Genomic DNA, 25,375 nt, shown 5'->3' on the forward strand with positions numbered 1-25,375 from the left:
GTTCGTATTCGCATGAGGAGGACGGCGTGTTCTTCACACGCGGAAGGATCGTCCGCTGGGCCATCCTGCTGATCCTGGGCGTCGTCGCGATCGTCATCTGCTGGCACGACCCGGTCTACGCCGGGTCGTCGCCGGCCGCGGCCTGGGCGCAGGCCTTCCCACCAGCTCTGCCGCCTGCCGTGCCGCACGCGGTGATGCGCACTCTGACGCACGCCGCGGACGGAACCACGGTGATCGATCCGGCCCCGCAGGTCCGCCTCGCCGACATCGACACTCCGGCCGCCGGCCGCGCCTCGGTCACCGCGCTGCTGATCGGCGCCGGCCTGGTGGCACTGCTCTTCTCCGCCGTCACCCTGGTGACCTTCCGCCGCCGTTGAACTCCCGGCCCGCGCGCCCGTCACAGTGGATGACCGGGCCGCGTGGGCTCCGGCAGGCGAAGGGCAACCCGACCGTGAACCGTTTCAGCCGCAACCTCGGCCTCGGCGTCCTCGGCCACATCGCGCTTGTCGCCCTCCTCGCCCTCGGCCTCTTCCTCGCCACCCGCTTCGGCGGCGAGGGCGGGGCGATGGCCGCCGCACTGAGCTTCCTGCCGGTACTGATCGGTCTCGCGGTGCTGTACCTGCTCGTCCTGCTGATCATCGCCGCGGTGCCGGGACTGCGGGCCCGAACCGGGTCGGCCGACGGACTGCTGCTGGGCTGGCTTGTCGGAGCCGGGCTGGTGACCGGCGGCTTCGCGCTGCTCTTCCAGCTGGTCTGACTCATGAGTCGGGCCAGCCCGCCTCGACGTCCCGGACGATCGCCGCGATAAGTGCGTTGTTGGCCCGGTCCCAGCGGTGGAAGGCGTCCCGGACGCGCTGCAGCAGCACCGCGTCCGGGTGGCGGTCGACGCTCTCGTCCAGAAAGCGCCCGAGGTCGCCGCGCAGGTCGATCGCGGCCAGCGCGTCCGCGTCGCCGGCGGCCGACTCGCCGATCTCCGCCAACGCGGTCCGCGCAGCGGCGCGCAACTCGGGATTGTCGCCGCGCAGCGCCCACAGCAGCGTCGGATCCTGTGCGACGAGCGACCTCGTGAGAGGCCGCCCACCCCATGCGTCCACGACGGTCAGCACGGTCGAGCCGCCCGGACACCCTGCCCCCACCCAGACCAGGGTGCGGCGGAGTTCGTCGACCGGAAACAGGTCGAAGATGTTGCGATGTATCGACGGCAACACGGCGGCGAAGCCTACGAGCTGTGGCTCTGCGCCTCGCCAGCGAGCAAGATCGGCCGGCGGGCGCAGCAGAAGCCGGTAGTAGTAGTGGGTCAGAATATGGGAGAAATGTCCGGCCTCGCCGCTGGAGTCGCCGTAGACCGCCGGCAGTTCGGCGTCGGTCACCTCATCCCCGGACAGCAGCGCGGCGATGGCTTGATAGCGGTGCGGCGGGATCCGCCGGTCGTCATACCGATCCGCCGCCGGCCGGTAGTCGCCCCACCGGCCGAGGTCGCAGTAGGCCCGCGCCAACCACGACGGCTCGGACCGCACGTCCCGCTTCTCCAACAGGGACAACGCCTCAAGCGCCGCCCTGCCGTCGACGTGGACCCACCCCCGGTGATCCACCCATTTCGCCCAGATCTGGTCGCGGGTGGTCAGCACCTCAGCCAGCGGCGGCAGCTCATCCCGAAGGACCCGCACCTCGACGGCGGTCCGCGCCGGCAGATCCACCACCGACTCGCCCAATGCGATCAGCCGATCGCGCGACTCCCGCGCGTCCAGCCGGGCTATTCCGTCCGGGTCCCGCATCAGGTCGTGGTAGAGCGCCTCGACCGCGGCGGCCTCGCCGAGCAGATCGCGCCCCGACCGGTACCAGTCGGCAGCCGCCTGGTGAATCAGGCGCAGGCTGTCCGCCTTAGCCGGGTCACTTGTCATCAGGTGGAGCATGGCGCGGCGGACGTCGGGGAGATGGCGGATCGTGTCGCCGTCCCGTTTGACCAGCCAGACCTCGTCGGCCAGGCGTTCGAGCAGCTCGGTGGCGTCGGCGTCGGTGAGGTCGCCGAGGCCGCAGTGCGGGGCGAGCACGTGGCGGATCAGGCCGGCGGTGACGCGGCGCAGGACCAGGCCGGGGTGGGCCAGGCTGCGGACCCGGGGATCCGGGATGTGGCCGAGGAAGCGTTCGTAGAGGAGTTCGCGGCGCAGGTCGCCGTCGAGGTCGCGTACCGACGCGGCGTTCCCTGCGATGAAGGTCGCGCGCTCGTCCGTCGACAGGTGGGCGAAGAATCGGGCCGCCACCCGCAGCGTGAGCGGACTCCCGCCGACCAGATCCGCGAGCGCCGGCGCCTGTTCCGCGGGCACACCGTGGGCGGCGAGCAGTTCGGCGGCGGCTTCCGGGGCGAGATCCGCGAGGCAGACGGCCTCGGCCACCTCGACCCGGCCGGTGATCTCGGTGGCGTCGATGGCCACGTCGGCGCGGCCGGAGAGGATGACACGGAGGCCGCGCAGGCCCATGGTGTCGTGGAGGCGGGCGATCCAGCGCAGGATCCGGGCCTCCGGGTCGTTGCCGCCGGTGCGTGGCCGGCCGGGGTCCGGGCGTTCGCGCTGCCACTCCTCGAACGTGTCAAGGATCAGCAGGACCGCACGGTTGTCCAGGTCGTGCATGCGGACGAGCAGCGACGCGTCGCGTTCGAAGGCGGGGGCGTCGCCGGCACCCTCGCCGGCCGCGAGTGATCCGGCGTAGCGGGCCGCCGCCGAGCCGGCACGTTCCTCGCGGGCCTGGTAGCGCAGTGCCGAGAAGTCCGCGGCCGCGACCGGATGGGCGTTGCCGAGCTGGCGGCTGACCTCGAAGCTGAGTTCCAGCTCCGCGTCGATCCGGAACTGGACCCGGTCGAAGTCGACAACGATGACGACCGGGCCGGTGGCGGCCGGGCGGCCGAGTTCGCGCAGGTAGGGCTCGATGAACGCGGCCAGCGCTGTCGATTTCCCGGCGCCGCCGAGGCCGATGACCGGAAGCAGCGGCACCGGCCGGTCCTCCGGCGTAACCGGAACGGTGGCGAAGTCGCGCAGCCGGGCCAGCTCCTCGTCACGGCCGAAGAAACCGTTCGCAAGCAGCGCGCCATAGCTGGCCGCGACCGCCTCGACCCTTACCCGCCGCCGCGCCTCCGCCAGATCCCCGGCGAACCCGCCCAACGGTTCCGCCCACGCCAGCGCCTGCAACACCAGCCGCGCCGGAAGCGCGGACGGGGACGCCTGCGGTTCGCGCAGAAGGTCCGCGTGCCGAGACGACGGCTCCGCGAGCGCGGCAGCCGTGCCGGGCAGCACCGCCGACGGAAGCGTGCGGGCCGCCAGACTGCGCAGGTACAGGCCGGCCTCGTCGGTCGGCAGGGAGCGGGCGTCGGCCAGCCCGGCCGCCAGCCGGTCCGGCGAGCCGGCCAGTGACCGCAGCACCGTGCGGCGCGGGCCGCTGCGCAGGGTCCAGCGCCAATTGCCGTCCACGTAGGACCGATCGAATTCGGGTGACAGTGCCTCCAGCACCGATGGTTCGCCCAGCTCGGCCGGGTCCACCGCCCCGGACAGCGCGGCTCTCACCCGTACCCTCGTGATGTGGTCTTCTGATGGGGTGGGCACGACCGGTGGTGGCGTGAGCGCTGAGGTGAACGCGGACCGCTCGCCCGCGGACCGGTCCTGCCACATCTCGCGGATCGCCGCGACCGCCGCGTCCGTCTCCGGCGAGGTCATGCCGGGTTCCGGCCGGTGGTGCTGCCGCAACGACACGGCCGGCGGCGAGTTGGCACGTGGCTCATGCCGCGACCCCGGCCGCCAGCATGCGGAGCACCGCAAGCGCGGCCGGATAGCCGTTCAACCCCTGCGCCGCCTGTAACGCCAGCAGCGACGGGACGGCGGCGACAAGCGCGTCCGCCGGCTGCCGGCCGGGTGGGGTGAAGTGGGCGGCGACGTCGTACGACGACGGGAACTCCAGGTCCTCGATCGCTGCCTCGAAGCCTTCCGGCGGGGGTTCGTTCCAGCCGACCAGGATCAGCCGCTGGGACGGGTTGTCGCGGAGGCGGCCCATCAGGTTGACCACCACGTCCTTCACGCCGGGCGGCACGTCCAGCGCGGCTCCGCCGAAGCCTTCGAGCACAAGCCACACCGCGCGGTCACCGCCGATCTCCTCGACGCGGCGGGTGAGCGCGGGCAGCACGTCGTCGCGGACCTCGCGCGGACCGGTGGTCAGGGCCTCGCCGCGCGCGGGAGCGACACCGGGGGCGGAGAGCGCGCCGGTGACCCAGGCCGCGAAGCCGTCGGCGTCGTAGGCGAGCGCGTTGGCCAGGTCGAGCGTGACCACCACGCCGTCGCTGTGGGCCTCGACGAACGAGCGGACCAGGCGTTTCGTGAAGCGCTTGCCGGTGCCGGGGCCGCCGCGGAGCACGAAGAGCCGGTCGGCGGCCGTCGCGCCGGGACGCAGCGCGCGCCAGAGCCGCTGCTGGGTGGCGCGGCGGCCGATCACCGGCGCGTTGTCGAAGCGCGGCAGGGTACGCAGGTAGGGCACGTCGTCGGGGAGCGGGCGGTCGAGCGTGGCGGTCCAGTCGCGGACCGGGACGGCGCGGTTGCCGGCGCCGGCGGTGCCGCCCTGGTGGAGCGCGACGATCCGCCAGCGATTGTCGAAGACCGGGGCGCCGGAGGAGCCGCCGAGCGTGTTGACGTCGTGCAGGAAGCGGACCGGGGGCGCGCCGAGCTGTTCGCCGAGGCTGCCGCCGGAGAGGAGCAGGGGTTCGCCGTCCGGGTTGGGGCCGTGCGGGTGGTGGAGCAGGTTTATCTCGAACGGGCCGGACGGCGGGCTGCCCAGCAGTTCCGGAAGCGCGGCGCCCTTGGGCGGGGTGGCGAGCCGGATCAGCGCGAGGTCCCAGGGGCCGGCCGGGGAGGCGATGCCGACGATGTCCCGGACGTCGCGTGCGGCCCGTTCCGCGTCCGTGGGTGGGCTGCCGTGCAGCAGCCAGTCCGGGTGGAGCGTGGCGGTCTCGCCGCCGGCGCGGGCGGCGGCGCGGTCCACGTAGTCGCGGAACCGGATCTCCAGGCGGCGGAGGCTGCCGTCCGCCGCGGTGAGCGTGCCGTCCGCGGCGACGGTGAGCAGCGGCCAGATCACGTGGGCCATGGTGGCCACGACCGTGGGCCGGACCAGTACGCCGGTGCCGGCCTGGGTGCCGTCGATGTCGATCCGGCAGACGTATTCGCAGGCGCGGAGCAGGCCGTCCGCGTAGAGCAGCGGGTTGACCGCCTGCCGGTGCCCGTTCTGGAATGCCTGGAGCCGGAATCCGCCCGCGTCCGCGTCGATCGCGCGCAGCCGGGTGACCAGCTCCGGGCCGGCCAGCCCTTCTTTGATCAGCTCGAACGCGAACACGTCGAGGAAGCCGCCGTCCTGGGCGGCGGTGAACGCATCGATCAGCAGATCGTGCAGGTTCGGGCTGGTCTGCGGCGGCTGGTGGACGTCGTGCGAGCGGCTGACCCGCTCCCAGACCCGTTCGACAACGATCCAGTCGGTCGGTGCGGCGGTCACCGTCTCGGCGAGCCCGGTCACCGAAGGCCTGGACACCGAGGGCCCGGCGGTGACAGTTGTCATCGGGCCGCCGCGGGCAGCACCGCCGCCAGCTCCGTGGTGATCCGCTCCAGCGCGTGCGCCCAGTTCTGCCGTTCGGGCTGACCGGCGAAGTGCAGGCCGAGCACGGAGCGGCCGTCCGCGTCCAGGTCGACGACGGCGGACCCGGAGTTGCCGCCGAGGGTGGAGACGTCGTGGGCGAGGATCCAGCCGCGCGGGTCGTCGGCGAGGTCGCCTGCGGCCGCGGTGATCCGGCCGGGCGCGAGCCGCTTGTAGCTTTTCACTCCCGCGAAGATGCTCGTGAACAGCGTGCGGGTGGTCGACTGCTCGTTGCCGGGGTAACCGACCAGGTAGACGCCGCGGCCGGCGGTGGCGAGCCCGCCGCGGGTGACCGGGTCGTCGCCGCGGGCCACCGGGAGCGGGGGCGGGAACGGGCGGCCGGGCACCGGTTCGAGTTCGAGGATGGCCAGGTCGAGGCCGTCGAAGTTGAGGCCGCCGAGCACCGGGTGCACCCGCTCCGGCGAGCCTTCCCGGCCGACCGCGACGACGCGCCGGATCGGGAACCGCCGTTCCGGCCAGGGACGGCCGACCTCGTGCCCGAAGTGGACCGCGACGCCGGGGTTGAGCCGGCCGGTGAACTGCCCGTCCACCCGCGTGCCGCGCGGCGCGATGGCCTGCAGCACATGGAAGTTCGTGGCGACGAGGCCTTCGCCGACGACCCAGGCGGTGCCCTGGTAGCCGAGCGGCGCGGCGGCCGGGTCGTCGACGCGCCCGACGGACCGGCAGACCGTGCGGATCTCCTCGGAGAGCCGGGAGATCGGGGCCGCGTAGGCACCGATGCTCGGCGCGAGCAGGTCGACGAAGTCGTCCTCGACGAACAGGACCGGCCGGGTGCCGTCCGTGACCACCACCGCTTCCAGGCCGGCCACGTCGGCCTCGGTGAGCGTGGCCGCGGTCCCGTCGCCGAGCAGCTTGTCAAGTGCGGCGCCCGCGTGGTCGAACAGCGCCTTGGTCTGCGCCTGGTCGCCCACCACGCCGGTCTTCGTCTCGACGTAGGTCAGCTCCGCCTCGAGGCGCTCGATCAGCTCGGTCTTGGCGGCGGGCGCCGCGTTCCCCGCGGTGGACGCGGCGGACTCGGCGAGCGTGCGCTGACCACCGCCGGTGGAGATCAGGTCGAGGTATCTGCGCGCGTCGCCGCTCATGGCACCCGTCCTTCGGCCAGACCGCGCAGAACCTCCACAAGCCTTTGCCGGTACGGGTCCCCGCCCCCAATCGACTCGGCGCCCCCGGAGACGGCCGTCAGCGCGGTCTCGGCCCGGGTGGCCAGCTCACCACCCGGCTCCGGTGGATAGAGCAGCTGCAGACCCCTGATGTCGCCTGCCGACAGGTCGACGCCGTTCCCGGTCGGCGCGCACGGCGACGGCGCGGTCCGGTAGAAGAACGGCTCGAACTGGTACAGCATCACCGAATCCGAGTCGAACGGGCCGGCGGTCGTGTCGTCCGACTCGGTGGTGCGCAGGTTGGCATCGACCCGGGCCCGCGACCAGCGGTTCGGCGGCCCGGCCAGGTAGGTGTAGACGCCCGGCCGCCGCCCCGCCTCGTCCGCGATGAAGACGCCCCGGTCGTTGCGGGTCGGCACGTACCCGTCGTCGTCCTCCCAGCGGAACTCGCCCTCGCACGGGCCGCGCATGTTCTGGTGGGTGTGCTTGAACGCGAGCGCGTGCAGGAACTCGTGCCGCACCGTGCCGGCCCAGTCGTCCGGCAGGATCCCGCCGTAGCCGGCCAGGTTGAGGCTGCGCTGGTGCGGGCTGCCGCCGAGCGGCGAGTCGGCCTCGGCGAGCGTGGGGTCGGTGCTGTCCGTGCCGACGAGCGACCAGTAGCCGCCCTGGTCGAAGCTGACCCGGATCTCCGCGGCGTACGTGGTGTCGGCGGTGGTCCAGCGCCGGTACGCCCCGGTGGCCGGGTCCAGCCCGAAGTCGAGCGTGACACCGCAGGCGTCGGTGATCTGCCGGGTGGCGTCCGCGATGCGCGCGTGGGCCTCGGTGCCGCCGTCCAGGAACGCGACCCGGAGCACCGCGCCGGGCGCCCACCGGGACAGGTCCTGGACCAGGAACTCGAGGCCGGCGGTGGCCCGGCGGCGCCAGGCGTCCCGCACCTCGACCGCGGCCTCGATGTGCTCCGGCAGCGATTCCAGCAGACGCGCCATGATCTGCACCCCCCAACGTGGACGGTTCTGAGCTTTCGCCCACGCCGGGGTGCTGTCAACGACGGATGCCCGATAATCAGCCTGCTGCGTAAGCGGAAATCTCGCTGATCAGCGCGGCCTTGTCGTTCTCCGGCATGAAGGACTGCGTGACTGCCGCCTTTGCCAGGTCGGCGACGCCTGTCTCGTCCAGGTCGAGCAGGCGGGCCGCGACTCCGTACTCGTCGTTGAGCGTGGTGCCGAACATCGGCGGGTCGTCCGAGTTGATGCTGATCGGCACGCCGGCCGCGACGAGCGCCGGCAGCGGGTGCTGGTCAAGCGAGGCCACCGCGCGGGTCCGCACGTTCGACGTGGGGCAGACCTCAAGCGCGATCCCGTGCTCCACCAGGTACGCCATCAGCGCCGGGTCCTGCGCCGCCGCGATGCCGTGCCCGATCCGTTCCGCGCCAAGCTCCCGGATCGCGTCCCACATCGTCTCCGGCCCGGTGGTCTCGCCCGCGTGCGGCACCGAGCGCAGGCCGGCCGCGCGCGCCTCGTCGAAGTACGGCTTCCACTGCGGCCGTGGCACCTCCGGCCCGCCCAGCCCGAAGCTGATCAGCCCGTCCGGCCGCTGGTCAAGCGCGATCCGCAGGGTGTCCTCGCCCGCACTCGGGCCGGCCTCGCCCGGGATGTCGAAGCACCAGCGGAGCACGATGCCGAGCTCCTTCTCCGCGCGCAGCCGGGCGTCCTCGATCGCCTCGCAGTACGCCTCGGCAGGCATGCCGCGCCGGACCGTGGAGTACGGCGTGAGCGTCACCTCGGCGTACCGGACCTGCTGGCGGGCCAGTTCACGGGCGATCTCGTAGGTGAGCAGCCGCACGTCCTCCGGCTCGCGGATCAGGTCGACGACGCTCAGGTAGACCTCGATGAAGTGCGCGAAGTCCCGGAACTCGAAGTATTTCGCGAGCGCCTCGGGGTCGGCCGGCACCGGCGTGCTGCCCTCGTGCCGCGCGGCCAACTCGGCCACGATCCGCGGCGATGCCGAGCCGACGTGGTGCACGTGCAGCTCGGCCTTCGGCAATCCGGCGATGAACCCGGTCAGGTCGCTCATGGTTGCGCTGCCCCCTGTGGCGTACGGACCACCACGAAATTGCGGTGGAAGGGAAAATAGACAAGACCATTCTCCACGGGGTACGCCTCCGCGAGCCGCTCCCCCAGCGACGTGCGGAACACCGGAAAGTCCGCCGCCGGGAGCGCGGCCTTGACCGGGCGCAACGCGGTCCCGTCCATCCAGCGCAGTACCGGGTGCTCGTCCCCGTCCGCGGGCAGCAGGTGCAGGTAGGTGGTGGCCCACGCGTCGACCGCGCACCCGGCCGCGGTGAGGATGCGCGCGTACGCCGTGGCGTCCGGCACCCGCCGGATCAGCCCGACGCCGCCGAGCACGTCCCGCCAGCGCGGCTCCGAGGCGAGCGCGTGAAGCGCCCGATGCGACGGCGCGTCGACGTTGCCAGGCACCTGGAGCGCGATCACCGCGCCCGGCGCCACGCCCGCCACCCAGGACGGCAGCAGCGCCTCGTGCCCCGGTACCCACTGCAGGACCGCGTTGCTGACAAGCACGTCCACGTCCGGCGTGGGCTGCCAGGTGCGCACGTCACCGACCGCGAACTCCACCGGGCCCGAGGCTTTGGCGATCATCTCGGGCGAGGAGTCGATGCCCTCGACGCGCGCGCCCGGCCACCGTGCGGCGAGGGTGGCGGTCAGGTCGCCGGGCCCGCAGCCGAGGTCCACCACCCGGCGCGGCGCGTCGGCGGCGATCCGGCCGACCAGGTCGAAGAACGGCCGCGCGCGCTCGTCGCCGTACCGCTGATACACGTCTGGATCCCACATGTCATTCCTCCCAAACCGTACGTCCGTCTTGGTAGACACTATCCGGCGCCGCACCCGGACGCGGGATAGGCTCGCGACGTGGAGAAAAGAAGCTTCCCCAAGCTCGGCGGCCGGGCCGTCGGCGTCATCGGACTCGGCACCTGGCAGCTCGGCGCGGACTGGGGCGAGGTCGACGAGGACGACGCGCTCGCCACCATCGACGCGGCCGTCAGCTCCGGCGTGACGTTCCTGGACACCGCGGACGTCTACGGCGACGGGCGCAGCGAGCAGGTCATCGGCCGCTACCTGCGCGAGCACCCGGGGCACGGGCTGACCGTCGCCACCAAGATGGGCAGGCGCCTGCCGCAGGAGCCGGGCAACTACACGCTCGACAACTTCCGGGCCTGGACCGACCGCTCCCGCACCAACCTCGGCGTGGACACGCTCGACCTGGTGCAGCTGCACTGCCCGCCGACAGCGGTCTTCTCGACGCAGGCCGTCTACGACGCGCTCGACACGCTCGTCGAGGAGAAGCGCATCTCGGCATACGGCGTGAGCGTCGAGACCTGCGCGGAGGCACTTGAGGCGATCTCCCGCCCCGGCACCGCGAGCGTGCAGATCATCCTGAACGCGTTCCGTCTCAAGCCGCTGGAGCAGGTGCTGCCGGCCGCGCTCGAGGCCGGCGTCGGCATCATCGCCCGCGTCCCGCTCGCCAGCGGCCTGCTCTCCGGCCGCTACGACGCGTCCACCACGTTCCCGGCGAACGACCACCGGAACTACAACCGGCACGGCGACTCCTTCGACGTCGGCGAGACGTTCTCCGGCGTCGACTACGAGACCGGCCTGGAGGCGGTCCGCCGCCTCGCCCCGCTGGTCCCGGCGGACGCCACCACCGCGCAGTTCGCGCTCCGCTGGATCCTTGACGCGCCGGCCGTCACAGTGGTCATCCCGGGTGCCCGCAACGCCGCCCAGGCCGAGGGGAACGCGGCCGCGGCCGCGCTGCCGCAACTGTCCGTGGAGACGCACGCGGCCGTGGCGGAGGTCTACGACGAGCTGATCCGGCCGCAGGTGCACGCGCGATGGTGACCAAGGTGTGGGGCACGCTGACGCTGGGCCTGCTCGGCTTCGTGCTCGGCGCCCTGTGGATCTTCGAGGGCCTGGAGATGATCCCGGGCAGCTCGATCACCAAGGGCCCGGCCTGGTCGGTCGCGGGCGCGGTCCTGCTGGTCGCCGGCCTGGCCGCGATGGTGGTGGGGCTGCGGGTCCGGTCCCGGGTGCGCCCGCCGACGCCGGCCCCGACCGCGCCGGAACTGCTGCCGATCACCGAGCAGCCGACCGCTGTGGGCCTCCCCCCGATACGGGACGATGCCCCCCTGCCCAACTGGGACGACGCAAGCGTCACCAACCGGCGCTAGACGAGTTCGATGGATCGCGGCGGCCTGCGGCGTGGTCCGGGCGCCCGGCGACCGCACGCTGCGAACACCCGGACAACACCTGGACCGCGCCCTCGGCTCGCCGGGATCCGTCAAACAGGCTTTACGGCAGCCAGGCGCTGTATCGACGTGGGATGCCGGGTTGCGGCGAGGCCCAAGCGACCCTGGACCGCGCCTCGCTCCTACACCCACGTCGATACAGCGCCCTCACCAGGGAGAACGGCGACGGCGGGAGTAGCCCGATGGCCACCCCCGCCGTGAATACCTCGCACGAAGCGCGCCCCCGCGCTCCGTGCGTACCCTCGAAATTTAATCGGGCCAGTGGCCCGTGACCTTGCGGACGCCGACGGCGCCGCCACGGTCGACCGCGGCCTTGACCACCGCGAAGATCGCGCCCTGGAGCGCGGCGGCGATCAGGATCTCGGTCCAGCCGCGGTCCTCGTCCGTAGCGTTCGGCGCGTCGTCGTCGCGACCGGCGAGTTTCCAGGCCTGCTTGAACACCGCGCCTGCGACGGCGCCCGCGGCGACACCCGCGAGAATGCCGACCGGCTTGTAAGCCAGCGCGTTGATCTTCTTACCCACCGGTATCTCTCCTTGTCAGCGTCGTTGGGGGGTCAGCGGCGCCGGCGGATCAGCCAGAGCGTCAGCACGAACGCGGCGGCCGAGATCGCCCCGACCGCGATGGCGACGGCCGGCGCGGGGTTGCGCCGCACCGCGTCACCGGCGTCGTGGGCCCGGACCGAGACCGCGTCCTTCGCCTCATTCGCACGAACCGACACGATGCCCTTCGCCTCGTGCGCCCGCACGGACATGAGGCCGGCGGCCTCCTGCGCACGGGACGTCACGGCGTCCTTGGCGTCGTTCACGCGCGCGGCCATCGCGGCCTTGGTCTGCTCGACCTGGTCCTTGGCGCGCGCCTTCACGTCCGCCTTCGCGGCCAGGGCCTGGACGGTGTCGCCCAGCTCGGCCCGGGTGCGCTGTATTTCCGCCCGCAGTTCGTCGATGTCCTGCGGTGTGCCGTTCTTACGTACGTCCTCCATGGTCATGACCGTCCCCGCTTCACGGCTTCGGTGACCGCCTCGACGTCGGCCTTGACGCCCTCGGTGGCGGCCTGCGGCATCGCCGGCACGGCCTGGGAGACCTGCTTCTTGCCGAGGAACGCGAGGATGCCCGCGCCGATGAAGAGCACCACCGTGACGATCAGCGCGGCCGCCCAAGCGGGCATGACCAGCGCCAACGCCAGAATGATCGTGGCGATGCCGGCGCCGCCGCCGTAGAGCGCGAGCGCGCCGCCACCACCGAAGAGCCCCACGCCCACACCGGCGTGCTTGCCCTTCTCCGTGAGTTCGGCCTTCGCAAGCGCGAACTCGTCCCTGATGAGTCGTGTGATCTGTTCGCTGGCACGTTGTACCAGCTCAGACGTAGAAGGCTCGCCGACCCGGGTCACCACCCGGCCATTGCCCGCCGGAGCGGTACTTCGGTTCAGGACATCCGCCATGTCTTCTGTCTTCCCCGTCCGGGCAGTATTTATGCAGGCCTAGCGACTGACAACATGTTCTTCCGGTCCCACGAACGCGTTGCTGCGCTCCTCGCCGTCGTCGCTGCCGCCGAAGAGGCGCGCGTCGTCGACCGGCTCGGACGGGCGCGGCTCCGGGCGGCTGCGCTTCTCGCCCCACTGCCAGTCCAGATCGCCGCGGGAGTCGCCGACCTCGGCGCGCCAGCGCGGCATCGCGGACGGGCGCCGGTCCCGGACCCAGGCGACCAGGTGTTCGCGGACCAGGCAGCGCAGGTCCCAGAGCGTGGGCGCGTCCTGCGCACTGACGAGCGCCCGGAGCCGGATCATGCCGCCGGTCGCATCAGTCACCTGGAGTACGCAGACGCGGCCGTCCCACAGCTGGGTGCCTTCCAGAAGCGAGCGCATCTCCTCGCGCATGTCCTGCACCGGCACGGACCAGTCGACGTCGAACTCCGCGGTACCGAGCACGGCCGAGGCGGTACGCGTCCAGTTCTGGAACGGCTTGCTCGTGAAGTACGAGGTGGGGAGGATCAGCCGACGGTCGTCCCAGATCTGGACCACCACGTAGCTGAGCGTCAATTCCTCGATCTTGCCCCACTCCCCCTCGATGACCACCACGTCGTCGAGGCGCACCGCGTCGCTGAACGCCAGCTGCAGTCCGGCGAAGAAGTTGGAGAGCAGCGTCTGGGCGGCGAGCGCCGCGACCACGGAGACCAGGCCTGCGGAGGCGAGCAGGCCGCCGCCGACCGCGCGCACGTCCGGGAACGTCATCAGCATCACGCCGGCCGTGACCACCACGATCACCGCGATCGTCACCCGGCGCAGCATCACCACCTGGGTGTGCAGCTGGCGGGCGCGGCGGTTGTCCGGCACGTCGGTGCGCCAGCGGGCAAGCGTCACGTCCTCGAACGCGACGAGGAACGCGCCGACAAGCCACGCGCCGGCGGCCATGACGAGGAGCACAAGCGCGTGCAGCAGGTGCCGGCGCCACTCCTCACCCGCCCATTCGGTGGTGGTGAACCGGACCGCGAGCTGGATCGCCATCAGCGTGATCGCGAACTGGACCGGGCGGTGCGTGTGCTCCGCCAGTTCGGAGGCGAGCTGGGAGTGCCGGGCGAGCTTCTTGATGATCACATGGGTGACCGCCACGAACACGAGCGCGAGCGCGGCGGCCCCCAGGGTCACTCCGACCGTGATCAGAATGTCCTCCACGGAAACGTCTCTCCTTCCGTGCGGGGGTCGTCTTGGTCGTTCAAAGCTGAGTCATCTGCCCGAGCGCCGGGGCGAGAAAACCTCGCGACCCATGCTAGGCACACCACACGGAAAGGCCGGGTCGCGTAACACGACCCGGCCTTTTTTTAATCTTCGCTACACCTTGCGATACCGGGCCTGCACGAAGCAGTACACGCCGTAGCAGGCGATGCCGACCGCGACCAGGCCAAGCAGGATCGGGCCGTAGCTCTGCTCGACGAGCGTGCGCAGCGCCGCATCCAGACCGCGTGCCTTCTCCGCGTCGTAGGTGACGGCCGCGGACACCACCAGGATGCCCACGATGCCGTACGCCACACCCTTGGAGATGTAGCCGGCCATGCCGAGGCGACGGGAGATCGTGCGCAGCTGGGCGCTCATCTGGCCCGTGTTCAGGTGCTCCTCGAACTTCTTCTTCCAGCCGTGGTAGATCAGGCCGATGCCGATCGCGATGACGGCGATCCCGACGAGGCCGACCAGGAAACGGCCGCCGGTCGCCGACATCAGCTTCTCGGTGAGCTTCTGCGAGCTGTCCGCGTTCGACGAGTTGGCACCGGAGATCACCTTGTACGCGGTGAACGCGAAGTACAGGTAGATCAGCGCGCGGCCGACGGACACGACGCGCTCGAACACGCGCTCCCGGCCGTCCTCGGCCTGGTGGCCTATCGCGGCCTCGAGCGCCTGCCAGATCGCCATCGCGACCAGGCCGACGCCGATCGCGCCGACCAGGAACGCGCCGAACGGCTTGGATGCCAGCTCCTCCAGGGCGCCGGACTGCGAGTTCTCCCCGCTTCCGTATCCGAACGCGACCTGGAGGGCCAGCCATGCGAGCAGGAGGTGCAGCACGCCGTACCCGATGAATCCGGCCCGGGCGAGCATCTCAAGCGCCTTGCTGTTGGCGGCACGCGATGCGGTGCCACGAGCTTCATGCGAGAGCGACATGAAGCGTCAATCACCGAATGAGGAGATTTCCAAACGTGCTGGTAGGGCTTCCTAGGCGACTGAGATTTGGATCGCGGCCTGGGTGTCGGTAAGCGATTCGAGTGAAACCAGGAAATTTCCCACCTCGGTCGCGGCCTGGCCGACGGTGAGCCCGATCTGCTCACCGGCCACCTCGACCGTGGCGGTCTGGCCCTGCACCTCGATCAGTTTCGCCTCGATGCCGAGCACGTTGGCGCTGGCCGTGGCGCCACGGTCGAACGTCACGGTGCACTGGTCCAGGCCACAGTTGGTGTCATAGCCATCGCCGCTGCACGCAGCCAGGGAGAGCGCGAGCACGGCTCCTAGGAGGGCGGCGGGCACGGCGCGGATGATGCGTCGGTTCGTCGTCACCCGTCCAAGGGTACGGGGGCGGCACCACCAACATGATCAACGCGCGTTATCGTGCGCCGCATGTCGTTTGACGTCGACGCGATCCGGTCCCGCTACCCCGCGCTCACCGAGGGCTACATCCACTTCGACAACGCGGGGGGCAGCCAGGTCGCCACCGCGGTCGCGGACGCGGTCGCCGCCACGTTGCGCGCGGCCGTCTCCAACCGCAGCGCCGCGTTCGAGCCCGGCCGCCGCTCCGGCGAGATCGTGGCCGGTGCCCGGCACGCGCTCGCCGACCTGCTCGGCGCCGCGCCGCACGGCATCGTGCTCGGGCCGAGCGCCACCGCGCTCACCTACCGCACCGCCCGCGCGCTCGCGGACACCTGGCGCGCCGGCGACGAGATCGTCGTGTCCCGGCTCGACCACGACGCCAACGTGCGCCCGTGGGTGCAGGTCGCGGCGCGGGCCGGCGTCACGGTCCGCTGGGCCGAGTTCGACAGGGCCACCGGCGGGCTGCCGGTCGCGCAGTACTCGCAGCTGGTCGGCGAGCGCACCCGGCTGGTCGCGCTGACCGCGGGCAGCAACGCGAACGGCACCGCGCCGGATGTGGCCGCCATCTCGGCGATCGCGCACCGGGTGGGCGCGCTGACCTACGTGGACGGGGTGCACAGCACGCCGCACCACCACACTGACGTGGCCGCGCTCGGCGCTGACTTCTACGTGACGAGCGCGTACAAGTGGTCCGGCCCGCACATCGCGGCCGTCGCGGCGGACCCGGCCGTCTGGGAGCGGCTGCGCCCGATGAAGCTGGCGCCGTCGCCGGAGTCGGTCCCGGACCGGTTCGAGCTGGGCACCGCGAGCTTCGAGCAGCTGGCCGGCGTGACGGCCGCGATCGAGCACCTGGCCACACTCGTGCCGTCGACCGGCGCCGCCTCCCGCCGCGGCCGGCTCGCCGCATCCTTCGAGGCCGTCCAGGGGTACGAGGACGCGCTCCTCACCCGGCTCGCCGACGGCCTCGCCACGCTGCCCGGCATCACGATCTTCGCGCCGGACACGTCGAGCGGCCGCCGCTGCCCGACCATCTCGTTCCGGCTCGCGGACCAGTCCCCGGCCCGGACCGCCGCGCTGCTCGGCGAGCGCCGCATCTGCGTCTCGGCCGGCGACTACTACGCCTACGAGTACTTCGAGACGCTTGGCCTGCGCGACGGCGGCGGCGCGGTCCGCGCGTCGATCTACCACTACAACACGGAGGCCGAGGTCGACCTGTTGCTGAGCGCGCTGTCCGACCTCTGCCCGCGCTAGGCTCCGATCATGGGTATCGAGGTGCGGGACAACGCCGGCGAGGGCCGATTCGAGATCGTGGTCGACGACGCGGTGGCCGGCTTCGCGGCGTACCGGCTGCGGGATTCGTCAACGATCTTCACGCACACCGAGGTGGACTCCGCCTTCGAGGGTCAGGGGCTCGGCTCGAAGCTGGCGGCCGGCGCGCTTGACGCGGTGCGCGCCCGGGGCGGGACCGTGGTCCCCCGCTGCGCCTTCATCAAGTCCTATATCGAACGCCACCCGGACTACCAGGACCTGCTGGCCGCCTGAGACCGCCGCCGATCGGGCCATGGCCGGGAAAACACCCCGCGTTGGGGTTTTTCCCGGCCAGCCACGGATCCGAGGCCGCGGGAGCGCGCGGAACCGGACCACGCTGGAAGCGGGAAAGCCGCCTCTGCGATTGTGACTGTGATCAGCGCTTGAGGGCCGGCAGGACCTTGGACTTGTAGAGGTCGAAGAAGCCGGCCTGGTGCGGCCCGATGTTGGAGACGTAGACCTCGTCGAAGCCGGCCTTCGCGTACTGCTCGATCTGCTGCAGGTGCGCATCGGGATCGCTGCCGCAGACGTGTGCCTCGCGCATCTTCTCCGGCGGCACCATCTCGGACGCCTGCTCGAAGTGCTTCGGCGAGGGCAGCACCTGGGACAGCTCGCCCGGCACGCCCGCGTTCGGCCAGCGCTCGTACGCGATCCGCACCGCCTCGTCCTCGGTCGGCGCGAAGCAGGCCTTGAAGCCGCCCTGTGCCGGCTTCGATCCGCCGCCGCCGTCCCGGAAGCGCCGGACCAGCTCGCCGTCCGGGCTGGTGCTGACGTAGCCGTCGCCGATCCGCGCGGCCAGGTCGACCGCCTTCGGCCCGAACCCGGAGACGTAGATCGCCGGTGGCGTCTCAGGCATCGTGTAGATCCGCGCGTTCTCCACCGTGTAGTGCGTGCCGCGGTGGTTGACGAACCCGCCCTCCCACAGCGCGCGCATCACCGCGACGGCCTCCTCGAGCATCTCCAGGCGGACGTCCGCGTTCGGCCAGGCGTCGCCGAAGATGTGCTCGTTGAGCGCCTCCCCGGAGCCGACGCCGAGCACGAACCGCCCGTTCGTCAGCACCGCGCTGGTCGCGGCCGCCTGGGCCAGCACGGCCGGGTGGATGCGCACGGTCGGGCAGGTCACGGCCGTGGTGATCGGCAACGTCGTGACCTGGCTGAGCGCGCCGATCATGGACCAGACGAACGGGCTCTGGCCCTGTGCGTCGACCCACGGATGGTAGTGGTCGGAGATCCAGAGTGACTCGAACCCGGCCTGCTCGGCGCGACGCGCCTGGTCCAGCAGCTCGGCCGGCGTGAACTCCTCGCTGGAGAGGAAGTAACCCACCTTCATGTGGGCCGGATACCCCGTCCGGACCAGGTCAATCGTCTTCGCGCGGGGCCAGCATGACGTGCATCGGCTCGCCCGTGGTCTTCGCCTCCGGGCACCGCAGGCGCAGGTCCAGGTGGCCGAACGGGCTGCCGACCAGCCAGCAGTGGTGCGGCTGCCCGCTTCCCGGGTACGCGTACGACTCGAAGAACCGGCAGGTCACGCACATCTTCGTGATCGGGATCTGGTCCGCCGCCTGAAGCGTCCGAATCCGGGTGGTGACCACGTCGAGCAGATGCTGGCGGCGCAGCGCATCCAGCTCCCGCAGGCCGCCGAGCAGGTCCGCGGCCCAGTTCATCGGCTCGACCGGCTCGGCCCGCCCGGCCTCGGTAAGCGTCAGCCGCACCTCGCTCGGCGAGAACGACGGCGTCGGCCCCATCTCCACCAGCCCGTCCGCGACAAGCGCCTCCACGGCCGCGAACATCGCCTTCGTGGTCATGCCCAGATCACGGGACAGCTCGGACAGCGGGCAGCTGGTGTCCCGCCGGCCGAGCAGAAGCAGCACCTGCTGCTGAGCCAGCGTCCGGGTGCCCTCCTGCCCGGCCGTCTGTTCCGCGACCGCCACCCGGGCCAGCCCGGCGGCGAGATGGTGCTGTGACAGTTCGAGATCCACAATTCCGCCCCGGGTCGGTTACTCTCCGTTTCTGCGCAGCACGTCACGGTACCCGGACAGCACCCCGCGAGGCATGACGGCCGAACGACTAACGCTTACCGCCGCCGAACATCGACCTGATGGCCACGACCAGGAACAATGCGCCTGCAATGGCCCCGACGACCCGCACCAGCGGGATGTCGAACCAGCTTCGATCTTCTACGGCGAGCGACGACATCACCCGGATGGGTGTCAGCAAAGATTCCACCCCAAAACCATAAGACCCCGTCGGGGGTACGGCGAGCGGGCACATCGGACCGGCGGTGCCCTCGTCCCGGCCTTGTCTTCGTCCCGGCCTTGCCTTCGTCCCGGCCTTGTCTTCGTCCCGGCCTTGTCTAAGGTGACCGGGTGCCTCCGTCCCGCCGCCGCGCCACCGCCGCAGTCTTCGCCGATCCCAAACCGCCCAAGCCGCCCGCGGGCGTGGACATCGCGACCGGCGACCCGGAACCGGAGGGCTCCTACCAGCGCCTCGCCTACTACGACGTGGACCTGTCCGGGCGCGAGGCCGAGGGGGTCAGGTTCACCCAGTGCCGGTTCCGCGCCGCCGACCTCTCCGGCTCCCGCCTGGACCAGCTCACGCTCACCGACTGCCTGATCCAGCACTCCAACTGGGCGAACCTGACGAGCGACGGCGGCACCCTCACCCGCGTCGAGCTGCGCGACTCCCGGATGACAGGCCTCACCATCGCGGACGGCGTGCTGCGCGACGTCCGCGCGGAGGAGTGCCGCTTCAACCTGTCCGCGTGGCGCTTCACCCGCTTCGAGGCCGTCCACTTCATCGGCTGTGACTTCACCGGCGCGGACCTCACCGGCGCGGACCTGCGCGGCGCCCGCTTCACCCGCTGCGACCTCAGCGGCATCCAGCTGCATCAGGCCGACCTGACCGGCACCCGGTTCCGGGGGTGTGCGCTGGCCGGCGTCGGCAGCCCCGCCCAACTCCGGGGCGCGGTCTTCCACGAGGCCGACCTACCCGCACTCTCATTCGTCCTCGCCGCCGCGATGGGCATCACGATCAACTCCGACTAGCGCAGGACCGGCCGTCAACCCGCGCCGACCCCCACCGCATACAGCGCACCCTTGCCGAGCACAAGCACCCGGTCGTCGCCGAGCGGCCGTACCCCCCCGATCTGCACGAGATCATTGCACACGCCTGGTATGAGCTTGCGCCTGTTAGGCTGGCCGCCATGGGAATCGCGGATGACGCGGTGCAGGTCCGGGCGCAGGGCTGGCGGACGCTTGCCGCGCTGCACGGCTTGATCGACGCCGCGTTGGAGCGGGCGCTGGCGACGGGCCACGGCCTGTCCGTGGTCGAGTTCACGGTGCTTGACGCGCTCTCCCGCCAGGACGGCTTCCACATGCGCATGTCCCAGCTGGCCCGCGCCGCCGCGCTCTCCTCAAGCGCCGCGACCCGCCTGGTCAACCGGCTTGAGGACCGTGGCCTGCTCGCCCGCTACCTGTGCCAGGAGGACCGCCGCGGCATCTACTCCGAGCTGACCCCGGCCGGGCGGGAACTGCTCGCCGAGGCGCGGCCGACGCACGACGAGGTGCTGGCGAGCGCGCTGGACGCGGCCGGCCGGATGCCCGAGCTGGCGCCGCTGGTCCAAGCCCTGAGCCGGCTGCCGTCCACGGTCTGACCCTCGGCTCTGATCGCCGGCTCAGTCCCTTGGCTCTGATCGCCGGCTCAGTCCGCGGTGACCGTCACGACCTGCCGGCCCTGAACGCCGCGCCGCGCGAACGCGTGATGGGCGGCCGCGATGTCCGCGAGCGGAAAGACCTGGTCGACAACGGGCCGCACCGACCCGGCCGCGACGTACCTGGCGAGTTCGTCAAGCTCGGGCGTGAGCGGATTCGCGCTGAACGCCCGGATCCGGCGCGGCCCGTAGACCGCGGACGCGGCGATCGCGGCGATGGCCGGGCCGGACAACGCGACAGTGACCATCCGCCCGCCCTTGGCGAGTCGCCGCCGGTACGCGCCGAGTTCCGTCCCCACGGTATCGACGATCACATCGAACGCATCCAGCTCGGCCGGCGTGACCTCGTGGTAGTCGAGCACCCGCGCCGCGCCCAGACCGGTGAGGAACTCCCGCTGCGACGACCGGGCCAGCGCGGTCACCGTGCCGCCCATCGCGCGGGCGAGCTGCGTCACCGCCGTGCCGACCCCGCCCGCCGCGCCCCGGACCAGGACCGATTCGCCACGCGCCAGACGCGTCGCCGGGCCGAGCGCCGCCAGCGCGGTGATGCCCGGGACGACAAGCGCGGCAGCGTCCACCATGGACAGCCCGCCGGGCAGCGCGCCGACCCGGTTCGCGGGGACGACCACGTACTCGGCCGCACCGGCGACCGCATGCCTGCCACGCGGGTGCACAAGGCCCCAGACCGGCAGGCCGGCCCGCAGGTCCACACCCGGCCCGGTCTCCGCGACCACGCCGGCGAAGTCCAGCCCGGTGCCTATCGGAAACCGGCGTCCGGACGCGATAGTCAGCGCACCCGCCCGGATCAGCGTGTCGTGGCCGTTCACACTGCTGGCGCCCACGGCGACAAGCACCTCACCCGGCCCCGGCGACGGGCGGCCGACCTCGGTCACCCGGAGCACGTCCGGGGCGCCGAACGAGAACATCTGTGCAGCCTGCATGGGTGGGCCTTCCGCTGGATCCTGCTTGCCGGATGATCCTCGGCGCCCGGCGGGCCGGTCCCCTCAGCGCGGATATCCTCGGAAGATCAGACCCACCCTCGGCCCGGGCGCCGCGCGCATACTGGGCGGATGGACGATCACCCGAGGCGGGAACTGGCCGAGTTCCTGAAGGCCCGCCGCACCCGGGTCCGCCCGCAGGACGTCGGCCTGGAGCCCGGCCCCCGGCGCCGGGTGGCCGGCCTGCGGCGCGAGGAGCTGGCGCTGCTTGCCGGCGTGAGCGAGGACTACTACGAGCGGATGGAGCAGGGCCGCGACGTCCGCCCGTCCGAGCAGGTCCTCGACGCGCTCGCCCGCGCCCTGCGCTTCACCCCCGAGGAGACCCGGCACCTCCGCGCGCTCGCCGCCGCCGCACGCCGCCCGGCCCGCACCAGGGCCCGCACGCCAGAGGTGGTACCGCCCACCGCGCTTCGCCTGCTGCGCACCATGAGCGGCCCGGCCATGGTGGTCGGCCGCCACCTCGACATCCTGGCCTGGAACCCGCCGGCCGAAACGCTTCTCGGCGACCTCAGCGCGCTCCCGAGGCGTACCCGCAACGTGCTTGTGTTGTTTTTCCAGCCCGGCGCCGACCTGACCTGCCCGGAGCGCGCCGCCACGGTCGCCGAACTGACCGCCATGCTGCGCACCTCCGTCGCCGCCGACCCCATGCACCCCCGCGCCGTCGAGCTGGTCGGCGAACTGGCCGTCCACAGCCCCGAATTCCGCACCCTGTGGGGCCGCCACGACATCGAGGAGACCACCCGCGGCCGCATGCGAGTCATCCATCCCCTGGTCGGCGACGTGACCCTGGACTGGGACGCCTACCGCCTCCCGGGCCCCACCCCCGGCCCGATGCTCATCGCCTACACCGCCGAGGACGGCAGCCCGGCGGTCGAGAAACTACGCCTGCTTGAAGAGGCCGCGCTCCGTTCGGCCTGAGTGACCCACCGATAGCATGGTCACGGCGGGAACCTATCCAGGAGGCACGTGATGACCGGCGTCGACGAACCCGACGACCTGGTCGAAGAGGTGAATTCGCAAGACCGGCCGTTCGAGGTGGAGCCCGGTTTCGAAGAGGATCCGGCAGTCCGTGGGCCGTTCGATCCCGATCAGGTCGATGTCATCATCCGCCGGATGACGGTCGATCTTCTGCTGTCCCGTCTCCGTACCGGGCAGATCAGCCTACTCAGACCGGTCCAGAGGCGCTCCGGACAATGGAACGCCGAGGCGAAGAGCAGGTTGATCGAGTCGCTGCTTCTCCGGCTCCCGCTGCCCAATCTCCTCGCCGCAGAAACCGAGGACGGTGTGTGGGTGATCGTTGACGGCATCCAGCGCCTGACCGCGATCCGCGAATTCGTCGAACCGGATTCCATCGACGCCGAGCCATTGCGACTACGCGATCTCGAATACATGAGCGAGTTTGCCGGCGCGAGCTTCGATGATCTTCCGGGCCGGCTGCAGACCAGGCTACGGGAGTACGAATTCGGCGTCGTGCTCGCCCGGCTGGACACACCGAACCTGGTCAAGTACGACGTCTTCAGCCGGCTCAACACCGAGGGCCTGCGCCTGAACAGCACCGAGCTGCACATCGCGTTGGCCCCGAGGGCGGTCCTCCAGCTACTCGAAAGCTGGGCGGCCGGGGTCGCCTTCCGGTCCACGGTAAGCCGCCGCACCCGAAGCGATCGATCCACGGACGCCGAGATGATTCTGCGTTTCCTCGCCTACCACCTGGCCTCGCCTGCCGAGGACGACGATCTCGACGATCTGCTGAAACAGTGCATCCGCCGGCTGAGCGCAGCGGGCCGGGCCGAAACCGAGGCACTTCGCGCGACATTCGACGCGACCATGACCTCGGCCGAAGAGATCTTCGGGAGCTTCACCTTCCGCAGGCGGGATCCGCAGAACCCGGATCTGCTGCTTCCACTGAACAAGGCGTTGTTCGAGGCGATCACGGTCAACCTGGCGTCCTTCACGGTCGAACGGCGGGCGGTTCTGGCCGAGCGACGCGGAGCCGTCCAGGCCGGATTCATGGATCTCATGCGTAACGGTGATTTCGTGGCCGCGATCTCCCGGAACATAGACGACCCCGGTAAGGTTCGGCGTCGATTCGACGACGTCCGAAACCTTTTCATGCGGGTGCTTTCATGATCGATAGAATCACCATTCAGAACTTCAAAGCATTCGCCTCCCTCGACCTGCCGCTGGCTGGGCTGACGCTGCTCACCGGGCTGAACGGCGCTGGTAAGAGCACACTCATGCAGGCGCTCGCACTGCTCCGCCAGTCATACGAGGCCGCGCTGCTGACCCGCGACGGGGGCCTGCTGCTCAACGGGGAGCTGGTGTCGCTCGGCGTCGGCGTGGACGTGCTGCACGAGGACTTCCACGTCAGCCGGGGTGGGCGTCCGCACATCACTTTCAGCCTCCGGCAGGACGGCAATGAACTCGTCTGGCGGAGCACCTACGAACTGGCCCGGGACCGCGAGGCCGACCTGTTGCCCCTGGACATGGTGGCCGATGACGTCGGCCGGACCGGGCTGTTCGGCCCGGCCTTCCAGTACCTACGCGCCGACCGGGTCGCGCCGGCCGTGACCTACGAAAAGTCCTACAACGCCGCAGCCCTCCGGTCCTTCCTGGGCGCACGGGGCGAGCACACCGCGAACTACCTCCGCATTCACCGCGACAGGCCGATGACATCGGCGGTACGCCGGCCGGAAGCGCGTGGCGGCACACTGCTGGACCATGTCGAACTCTGGCTGCAGGAGATCTGCCCGGGCGTCAACGTCAATGCCGAGGACCTCACCGGAACCGACTCGGTGCTGCTCAGCTACGGATTCTTCGGCCGGACGGGCCCGGCGTCCAGCAACCGGTACCGGCCGACGAACGTCGGCTTCGGCCTCACCTACGCACTGCCAATCATCGTCGCCTGTCTGATCGCCACCCCCGGCTCGGTCGTCATGCTTGAGAATCCCGAGGCTCACCTGCATCCGCGCGGCCAAATCATGATGGCCAGACTCGCCGCAGCCAGCGCGGCCGCCGGGGCGCAGGTCATCGTGGAGACGCACAGCGACCACGTCCTCAACGGTGTACGGCTGGCCGTCAAGGACTCCCTGCTGAGCCCGTCGGACGTGGCGATCCACTACTTCGACAGGGAACGCGCCACCCCGGATCGTGGCCGTCGAGCCCCGCACCTGTCGGTCACCTCACCGTCGCTCTCTCCGGACGGGATGTTGTCGAACTGGCCGCCTGGCTTCTTCGACGAACTGGACAGGGCCCTCGACCGCCTGCTGAGCTGACGAGACCACGATGACGCTGCTGCTATGTCTGAACGAGCACTCACACCACCAGGCCGACATCACCGCCAGGGACCTCGGGGAGGCGTTCACGCAACTGATCGCCGTCGTCCAAGCGGTGCGTCTCCGGCGAACCGACACCGCGCTGGTGGCCGAGGCCTACTTTCATCAACTACTGATCGGGGACGGCGTCGTCTTCGCCGAGTGGCAGGCGGACGGGCGGAACCGCGACGCCGCGCGCTTCCTCAAACTCCAGCTGACCCGCGCCCCGTTCTCCTCTGTGCTCGATACCGAGATCCGGTCTCTGACCAGGTACACGTTCGACGGCACCGAGGCGCTCGGCCTCGGGACAGCGCATCTCGTCGGCGGGCTCGCGGTGAGCTTTGCGCTCTCGCCCGCGTGGGACGTTCCGCACCTTGAGCTTCACCGTGAGGAACTGCTCGACGACGGCGAGATCGAGACGTCGAGCGAGCGGATACCTCACGCGAGCGTCGCCGCCCACGTGGACCTGCACGATGCCTGGATAAGGTCGGCTGGAACGAGCGGCATCCGAAACGGGCCTGCGCTGTGGGCGGTGCGGAACGATCTCCTGCCGAACCTCCGTTTCCTCCCCCGAGTCGAGGACGACCTGGCGAGGCTGCAGCCTGCGCTGCTCCCGTCCGTGTGGCGGCTCCTGGCGGCGTTCGAAGGGGCGGTCGCCGGCCGCGACACATCGAGCCCTCAGGCCCCCACCTGGCCGGTCAAGGTCACTCCCGAGCATGAGCAACGCAAGAGACTCTGCTACTTCGATGATCCCGCGGCGGGCGGGACCATGGCTTTCGACACCCATGCCAGATTCACGCCCTGGGCGGGCAGGATGCACTTCCGCTGGGACGCGGCCGCGGGGAAGGTCGTCATCGCCTACATCGGGGACAAGCTGCGCTGA

The 25,375-nt window shown here is 71.1% G+C and carries 28 protein-coding genes; 12 read left to right on the top strand and 16 right to left on the bottom strand.

Annotated features, from left to right (window positions below):
* Positions 1-26: 26 nt before the first annotated feature.
* Complete coding sequence (locus tag ACIA8K_RS04585; protein WP_396054918.1) at positions 27-377, top strand: hypothetical protein; 351 nt, start codon at positions 27-29, stop codon at positions 375-377.
* Between the two features lie 29 nt (positions 378-406).
* The gene (locus ACIA8K_RS04590) at positions 407-757 is read left to right on the top strand and encodes a hypothetical protein (protein ID WP_396054920.1); all 351 of its coding nucleotides are present in this window, start codon (positions 407-409) and stop codon (positions 755-757) included.
* A 1-nt stretch (position 758) separates the two neighbouring features.
* Here the strand turns inward: ACIA8K_RS04590 and ACIA8K_RS04595 are convergent, their stop codons facing one another.
* From ACIA8K_RS04595 to ACIA8K_RS04620, 6 genes are all read right to left on the bottom strand, one after another.
* A complete protein-coding gene (locus ACIA8K_RS04595) occupies positions 759-3,704 on the bottom strand; it encodes a hypothetical protein (protein WP_396054922.1) in 2,946 nt (981 codons plus the stop codon).
* A 61-nt stretch (positions 3,705-3,765) separates the two neighbouring features.
* The gene (locus ACIA8K_RS04600) at positions 3,766-5,583 is read right to left on the bottom strand and encodes a trypsin-like serine peptidase (protein WP_396054924.1); all 1,818 of its coding nucleotides are present in this window, start codon (positions 5,581-5,583) and stop codon (positions 3,766-3,768) included.
* Positions 5,580-6,761, bottom strand: coding sequence for a trypsin-like serine peptidase (locus ACIA8K_RS04605; protein WP_396054926.1), 1,182 nt, complete (start codon positions 6,759-6,761; stop codon positions 5,580-5,582). The genes ACIA8K_RS04600 and ACIA8K_RS04605 overlap by 4 nt, the downstream gene beginning before the upstream one ends.
* Complete coding sequence (locus ACIA8K_RS04610) at positions 6,758-7,765, bottom strand: hypothetical protein (protein WP_396054928.1); 1,008 nt, start codon at positions 7,763-7,765, stop codon at positions 6,758-6,760. The genes ACIA8K_RS04605 and ACIA8K_RS04610 overlap by 4 nt, the downstream gene beginning before the upstream one ends.
* A gap of 76 nt (positions 7,766-7,841) precedes the next feature.
* A complete protein-coding gene (locus tag ACIA8K_RS04615) occupies positions 7,842-8,852 on the bottom strand; it encodes an adenosine deaminase (protein WP_396054930.1) in 1,011 nt (336 codons plus the stop codon).
* Positions 8,849-9,628, bottom strand: coding sequence for a trans-aconitate 2-methyltransferase (locus tag ACIA8K_RS04620; protein ID WP_396054932.1), 780 nt, complete (start codon positions 9,626-9,628; stop codon positions 8,849-8,851). Before ACIA8K_RS04620 ends, ACIA8K_RS04615 begins: the two co-directional genes overlap by 4 nt.
* Before the next feature lie 78 nt (positions 9,629-9,706).
* On the opposite strand from ACIA8K_RS04620, the gene ACIA8K_RS04625 reads away from it, so the two are divergent.
* The gene (locus ACIA8K_RS04625; RefSeq protein ID WP_396054934.1) at positions 9,707-10,693 is read left to right on the top strand and encodes an aldo/keto reductase; all 987 of its coding nucleotides are present in this window, start codon (positions 9,707-9,709) and stop codon (positions 10,691-10,693) included.
* Positions 10,687-11,022: a hypothetical protein gene (locus ACIA8K_RS04630; RefSeq protein WP_396054936.1), complete on the top strand. Its 336-nt coding sequence runs from the start codon at positions 10,687-10,689 to the stop codon at positions 11,020-11,022. The genes ACIA8K_RS04625 and ACIA8K_RS04630 overlap by 7 nt, the downstream gene beginning before the upstream one ends.
* A 327-nt stretch (positions 11,023-11,349) precedes the next feature.
* Here ACIA8K_RS04630 and ACIA8K_RS04635 read toward each other — a convergent pair whose 3' ends face one another.
* From ACIA8K_RS04635 to ACIA8K_RS04660, 6 genes are all read right to left on the bottom strand, one after another.
* Complete coding sequence (locus ACIA8K_RS04635) at positions 11,350-11,622, bottom strand: DUF4235 domain-containing protein (RefSeq protein WP_396054938.1); 273 nt, start codon at positions 11,620-11,622, stop codon at positions 11,350-11,352.
* Positions 11,623-11,654: 32 nt separating this feature from the next.
* Positions 11,655-12,080, bottom strand: coding sequence for a DUF3618 domain-containing protein (locus tag ACIA8K_RS04640; protein WP_396054940.1), 426 nt, complete (start codon positions 12,078-12,080; stop codon positions 11,655-11,657).
* A gap of 2 nt (positions 12,081-12,082) precedes the next feature.
* Positions 12,083-12,538, bottom strand: a complete 456-nt coding sequence (locus ACIA8K_RS04645) for a phage holin family protein (RefSeq protein ID WP_396054942.1) — start codon at positions 12,536-12,538, stop codon at positions 12,083-12,085.
* Between the two features lie 39 nt (positions 12,539-12,577).
* Entirely contained in the window at positions 12,578-13,768 is a 1,191-nt protein-coding gene (locus ACIA8K_RS04650) for a mechanosensitive ion channel family protein (RefSeq protein WP_396054944.1), read from the bottom strand.
* A 156-nt stretch (positions 13,769-13,924) separates the two neighbouring features.
* Entirely contained in the window at positions 13,925-14,746 is an 822-nt protein-coding gene (locus ACIA8K_RS04655; protein WP_396054946.1) for a DUF1206 domain-containing protein, read from the bottom strand.
* Between the two features lie 51 nt (positions 14,747-14,797).
* Complete coding sequence (locus ACIA8K_RS04660) at positions 14,798-15,136, bottom strand: hypothetical protein (protein WP_396054948.1); 339 nt, start codon at positions 15,134-15,136, stop codon at positions 14,798-14,800.
* A gap of 60 nt (positions 15,137-15,196) precedes the next feature.
* Between ACIA8K_RS04660 and ACIA8K_RS04665 the strand changes: the two genes are divergently transcribed.
* Positions 15,197-16,417 (top strand): cysteine desulfurase-like protein, encoded by a 1,221-nt coding sequence (locus tag ACIA8K_RS04665; protein ID WP_396054950.1) that lies wholly within the window; start codon positions 15,197-15,199, stop codon positions 16,415-16,417.
* A gap of 9 nt (positions 16,418-16,426) precedes the next feature.
* Complete coding sequence (locus ACIA8K_RS04670; RefSeq protein WP_396054952.1) at positions 16,427-16,708, top strand: GNAT family N-acetyltransferase; 282 nt, start codon at positions 16,427-16,429, stop codon at positions 16,706-16,708.
* A 142-nt stretch (positions 16,709-16,850) separates the two neighbouring features.
* Here the strand turns inward: ACIA8K_RS04670 and ACIA8K_RS04675 are convergent, their stop codons facing one another.
* From ACIA8K_RS04675 to ACIA8K_RS04685, 3 genes are all read right to left on the bottom strand, one after another.
* Positions 16,851-17,804, bottom strand: coding sequence for an LLM class F420-dependent oxidoreductase (locus ACIA8K_RS04675; protein WP_396054954.1), 954 nt, complete (start codon positions 17,802-17,804; stop codon positions 16,851-16,853).
* Between the two features lie 28 nt (positions 17,805-17,832).
* Positions 17,833-18,453, bottom strand: coding sequence for a hypothetical protein (locus ACIA8K_RS04680; protein ID WP_396054956.1), 621 nt, complete (start codon positions 18,451-18,453; stop codon positions 17,833-17,835).
* 88 nt (positions 18,454-18,541) lie between these two features.
* Positions 18,542-18,700 carry a hypothetical protein gene (locus ACIA8K_RS04685; protein ID WP_396054958.1) on the bottom strand — a complete coding sequence of 53 codons (159 nt, stop codon included), beginning with the start codon at positions 18,698-18,700 and terminating at the stop codon, positions 18,542-18,544.
* Between the two features lie 140 nt (positions 18,701-18,840).
* On the opposite strand from ACIA8K_RS04685, the gene ACIA8K_RS04690 reads away from it, so the two are divergent.
* Positions 18,841-19,518: a pentapeptide repeat-containing protein gene (locus ACIA8K_RS04690; protein ID WP_396054960.1), complete on the top strand. Its 678-nt coding sequence runs from the start codon at positions 18,841-18,843 to the stop codon at positions 19,516-19,518.
* Between the two features lie 158 nt (positions 19,519-19,676).
* Positions 19,677-20,126: a MarR family winged helix-turn-helix transcriptional regulator gene (locus tag ACIA8K_RS04695; protein ID WP_396054962.1), complete on the top strand. Its 450-nt coding sequence runs from the start codon at positions 19,677-19,679 to the stop codon at positions 20,124-20,126.
* 47 nt (positions 20,127-20,173) lie between these two features.
* Here ACIA8K_RS04695 and ACIA8K_RS04700 read toward each other — a convergent pair whose 3' ends face one another.
* Entirely contained in the window at positions 20,174-21,124 is a 951-nt protein-coding gene (locus ACIA8K_RS04700) for a zinc-binding alcohol dehydrogenase family protein (RefSeq protein ID WP_396054964.1), read from the bottom strand.
* 129 nt (positions 21,125-21,253) lie between these two features.
* On the opposite strand from ACIA8K_RS04700, the gene ACIA8K_RS04705 reads away from it, so the two are divergent.
* The 4 genes from ACIA8K_RS04705 to ACIA8K_RS04720 are packed head-to-tail and all read left to right on the top strand — an operon-like array spanning position 21,254 to position 25,375.
* Positions 21,254-22,099 carry a helix-turn-helix transcriptional regulator gene (locus ACIA8K_RS04705; RefSeq protein WP_396054966.1) on the top strand — a complete coding sequence of 282 codons (846 nt, stop codon included), beginning with the start codon at positions 21,254-21,256 and terminating at the stop codon, positions 22,097-22,099.
* A gap of 51 nt (positions 22,100-22,150) precedes the next feature.
* Entirely contained in the window at positions 22,151-23,308 is a 1,158-nt protein-coding gene (locus tag ACIA8K_RS04710; protein ID WP_396054968.1) for a DUF262 domain-containing protein, read from the top strand.
* Positions 23,305-24,453 carry a DUF3696 domain-containing protein gene (locus ACIA8K_RS04715; RefSeq protein WP_396054970.1) on the top strand — a complete coding sequence of 383 codons (1,149 nt, stop codon included), beginning with the start codon at positions 23,305-23,307 and terminating at the stop codon, positions 24,451-24,453. Before ACIA8K_RS04710 ends, ACIA8K_RS04715 begins: the two co-directional genes overlap by 4 nt.
* A 10-nt stretch (positions 24,454-24,463) precedes the next feature.
* A complete protein-coding gene (locus ACIA8K_RS04720; RefSeq protein ID WP_396054972.1) occupies positions 24,464-25,375 on the top strand; it encodes a hypothetical protein in 912 nt (303 codons plus the stop codon).

The sequence above is a fragment of the Catenuloplanes sp. NPDC051500 genome, assembly GCF_044454585.1.
In the GTDB taxonomy this organism is placed as follows: Bacteria; Actinomycetota; Actinomycetes; order Mycobacteriales; family Micromonosporaceae; genus Catenuloplanes.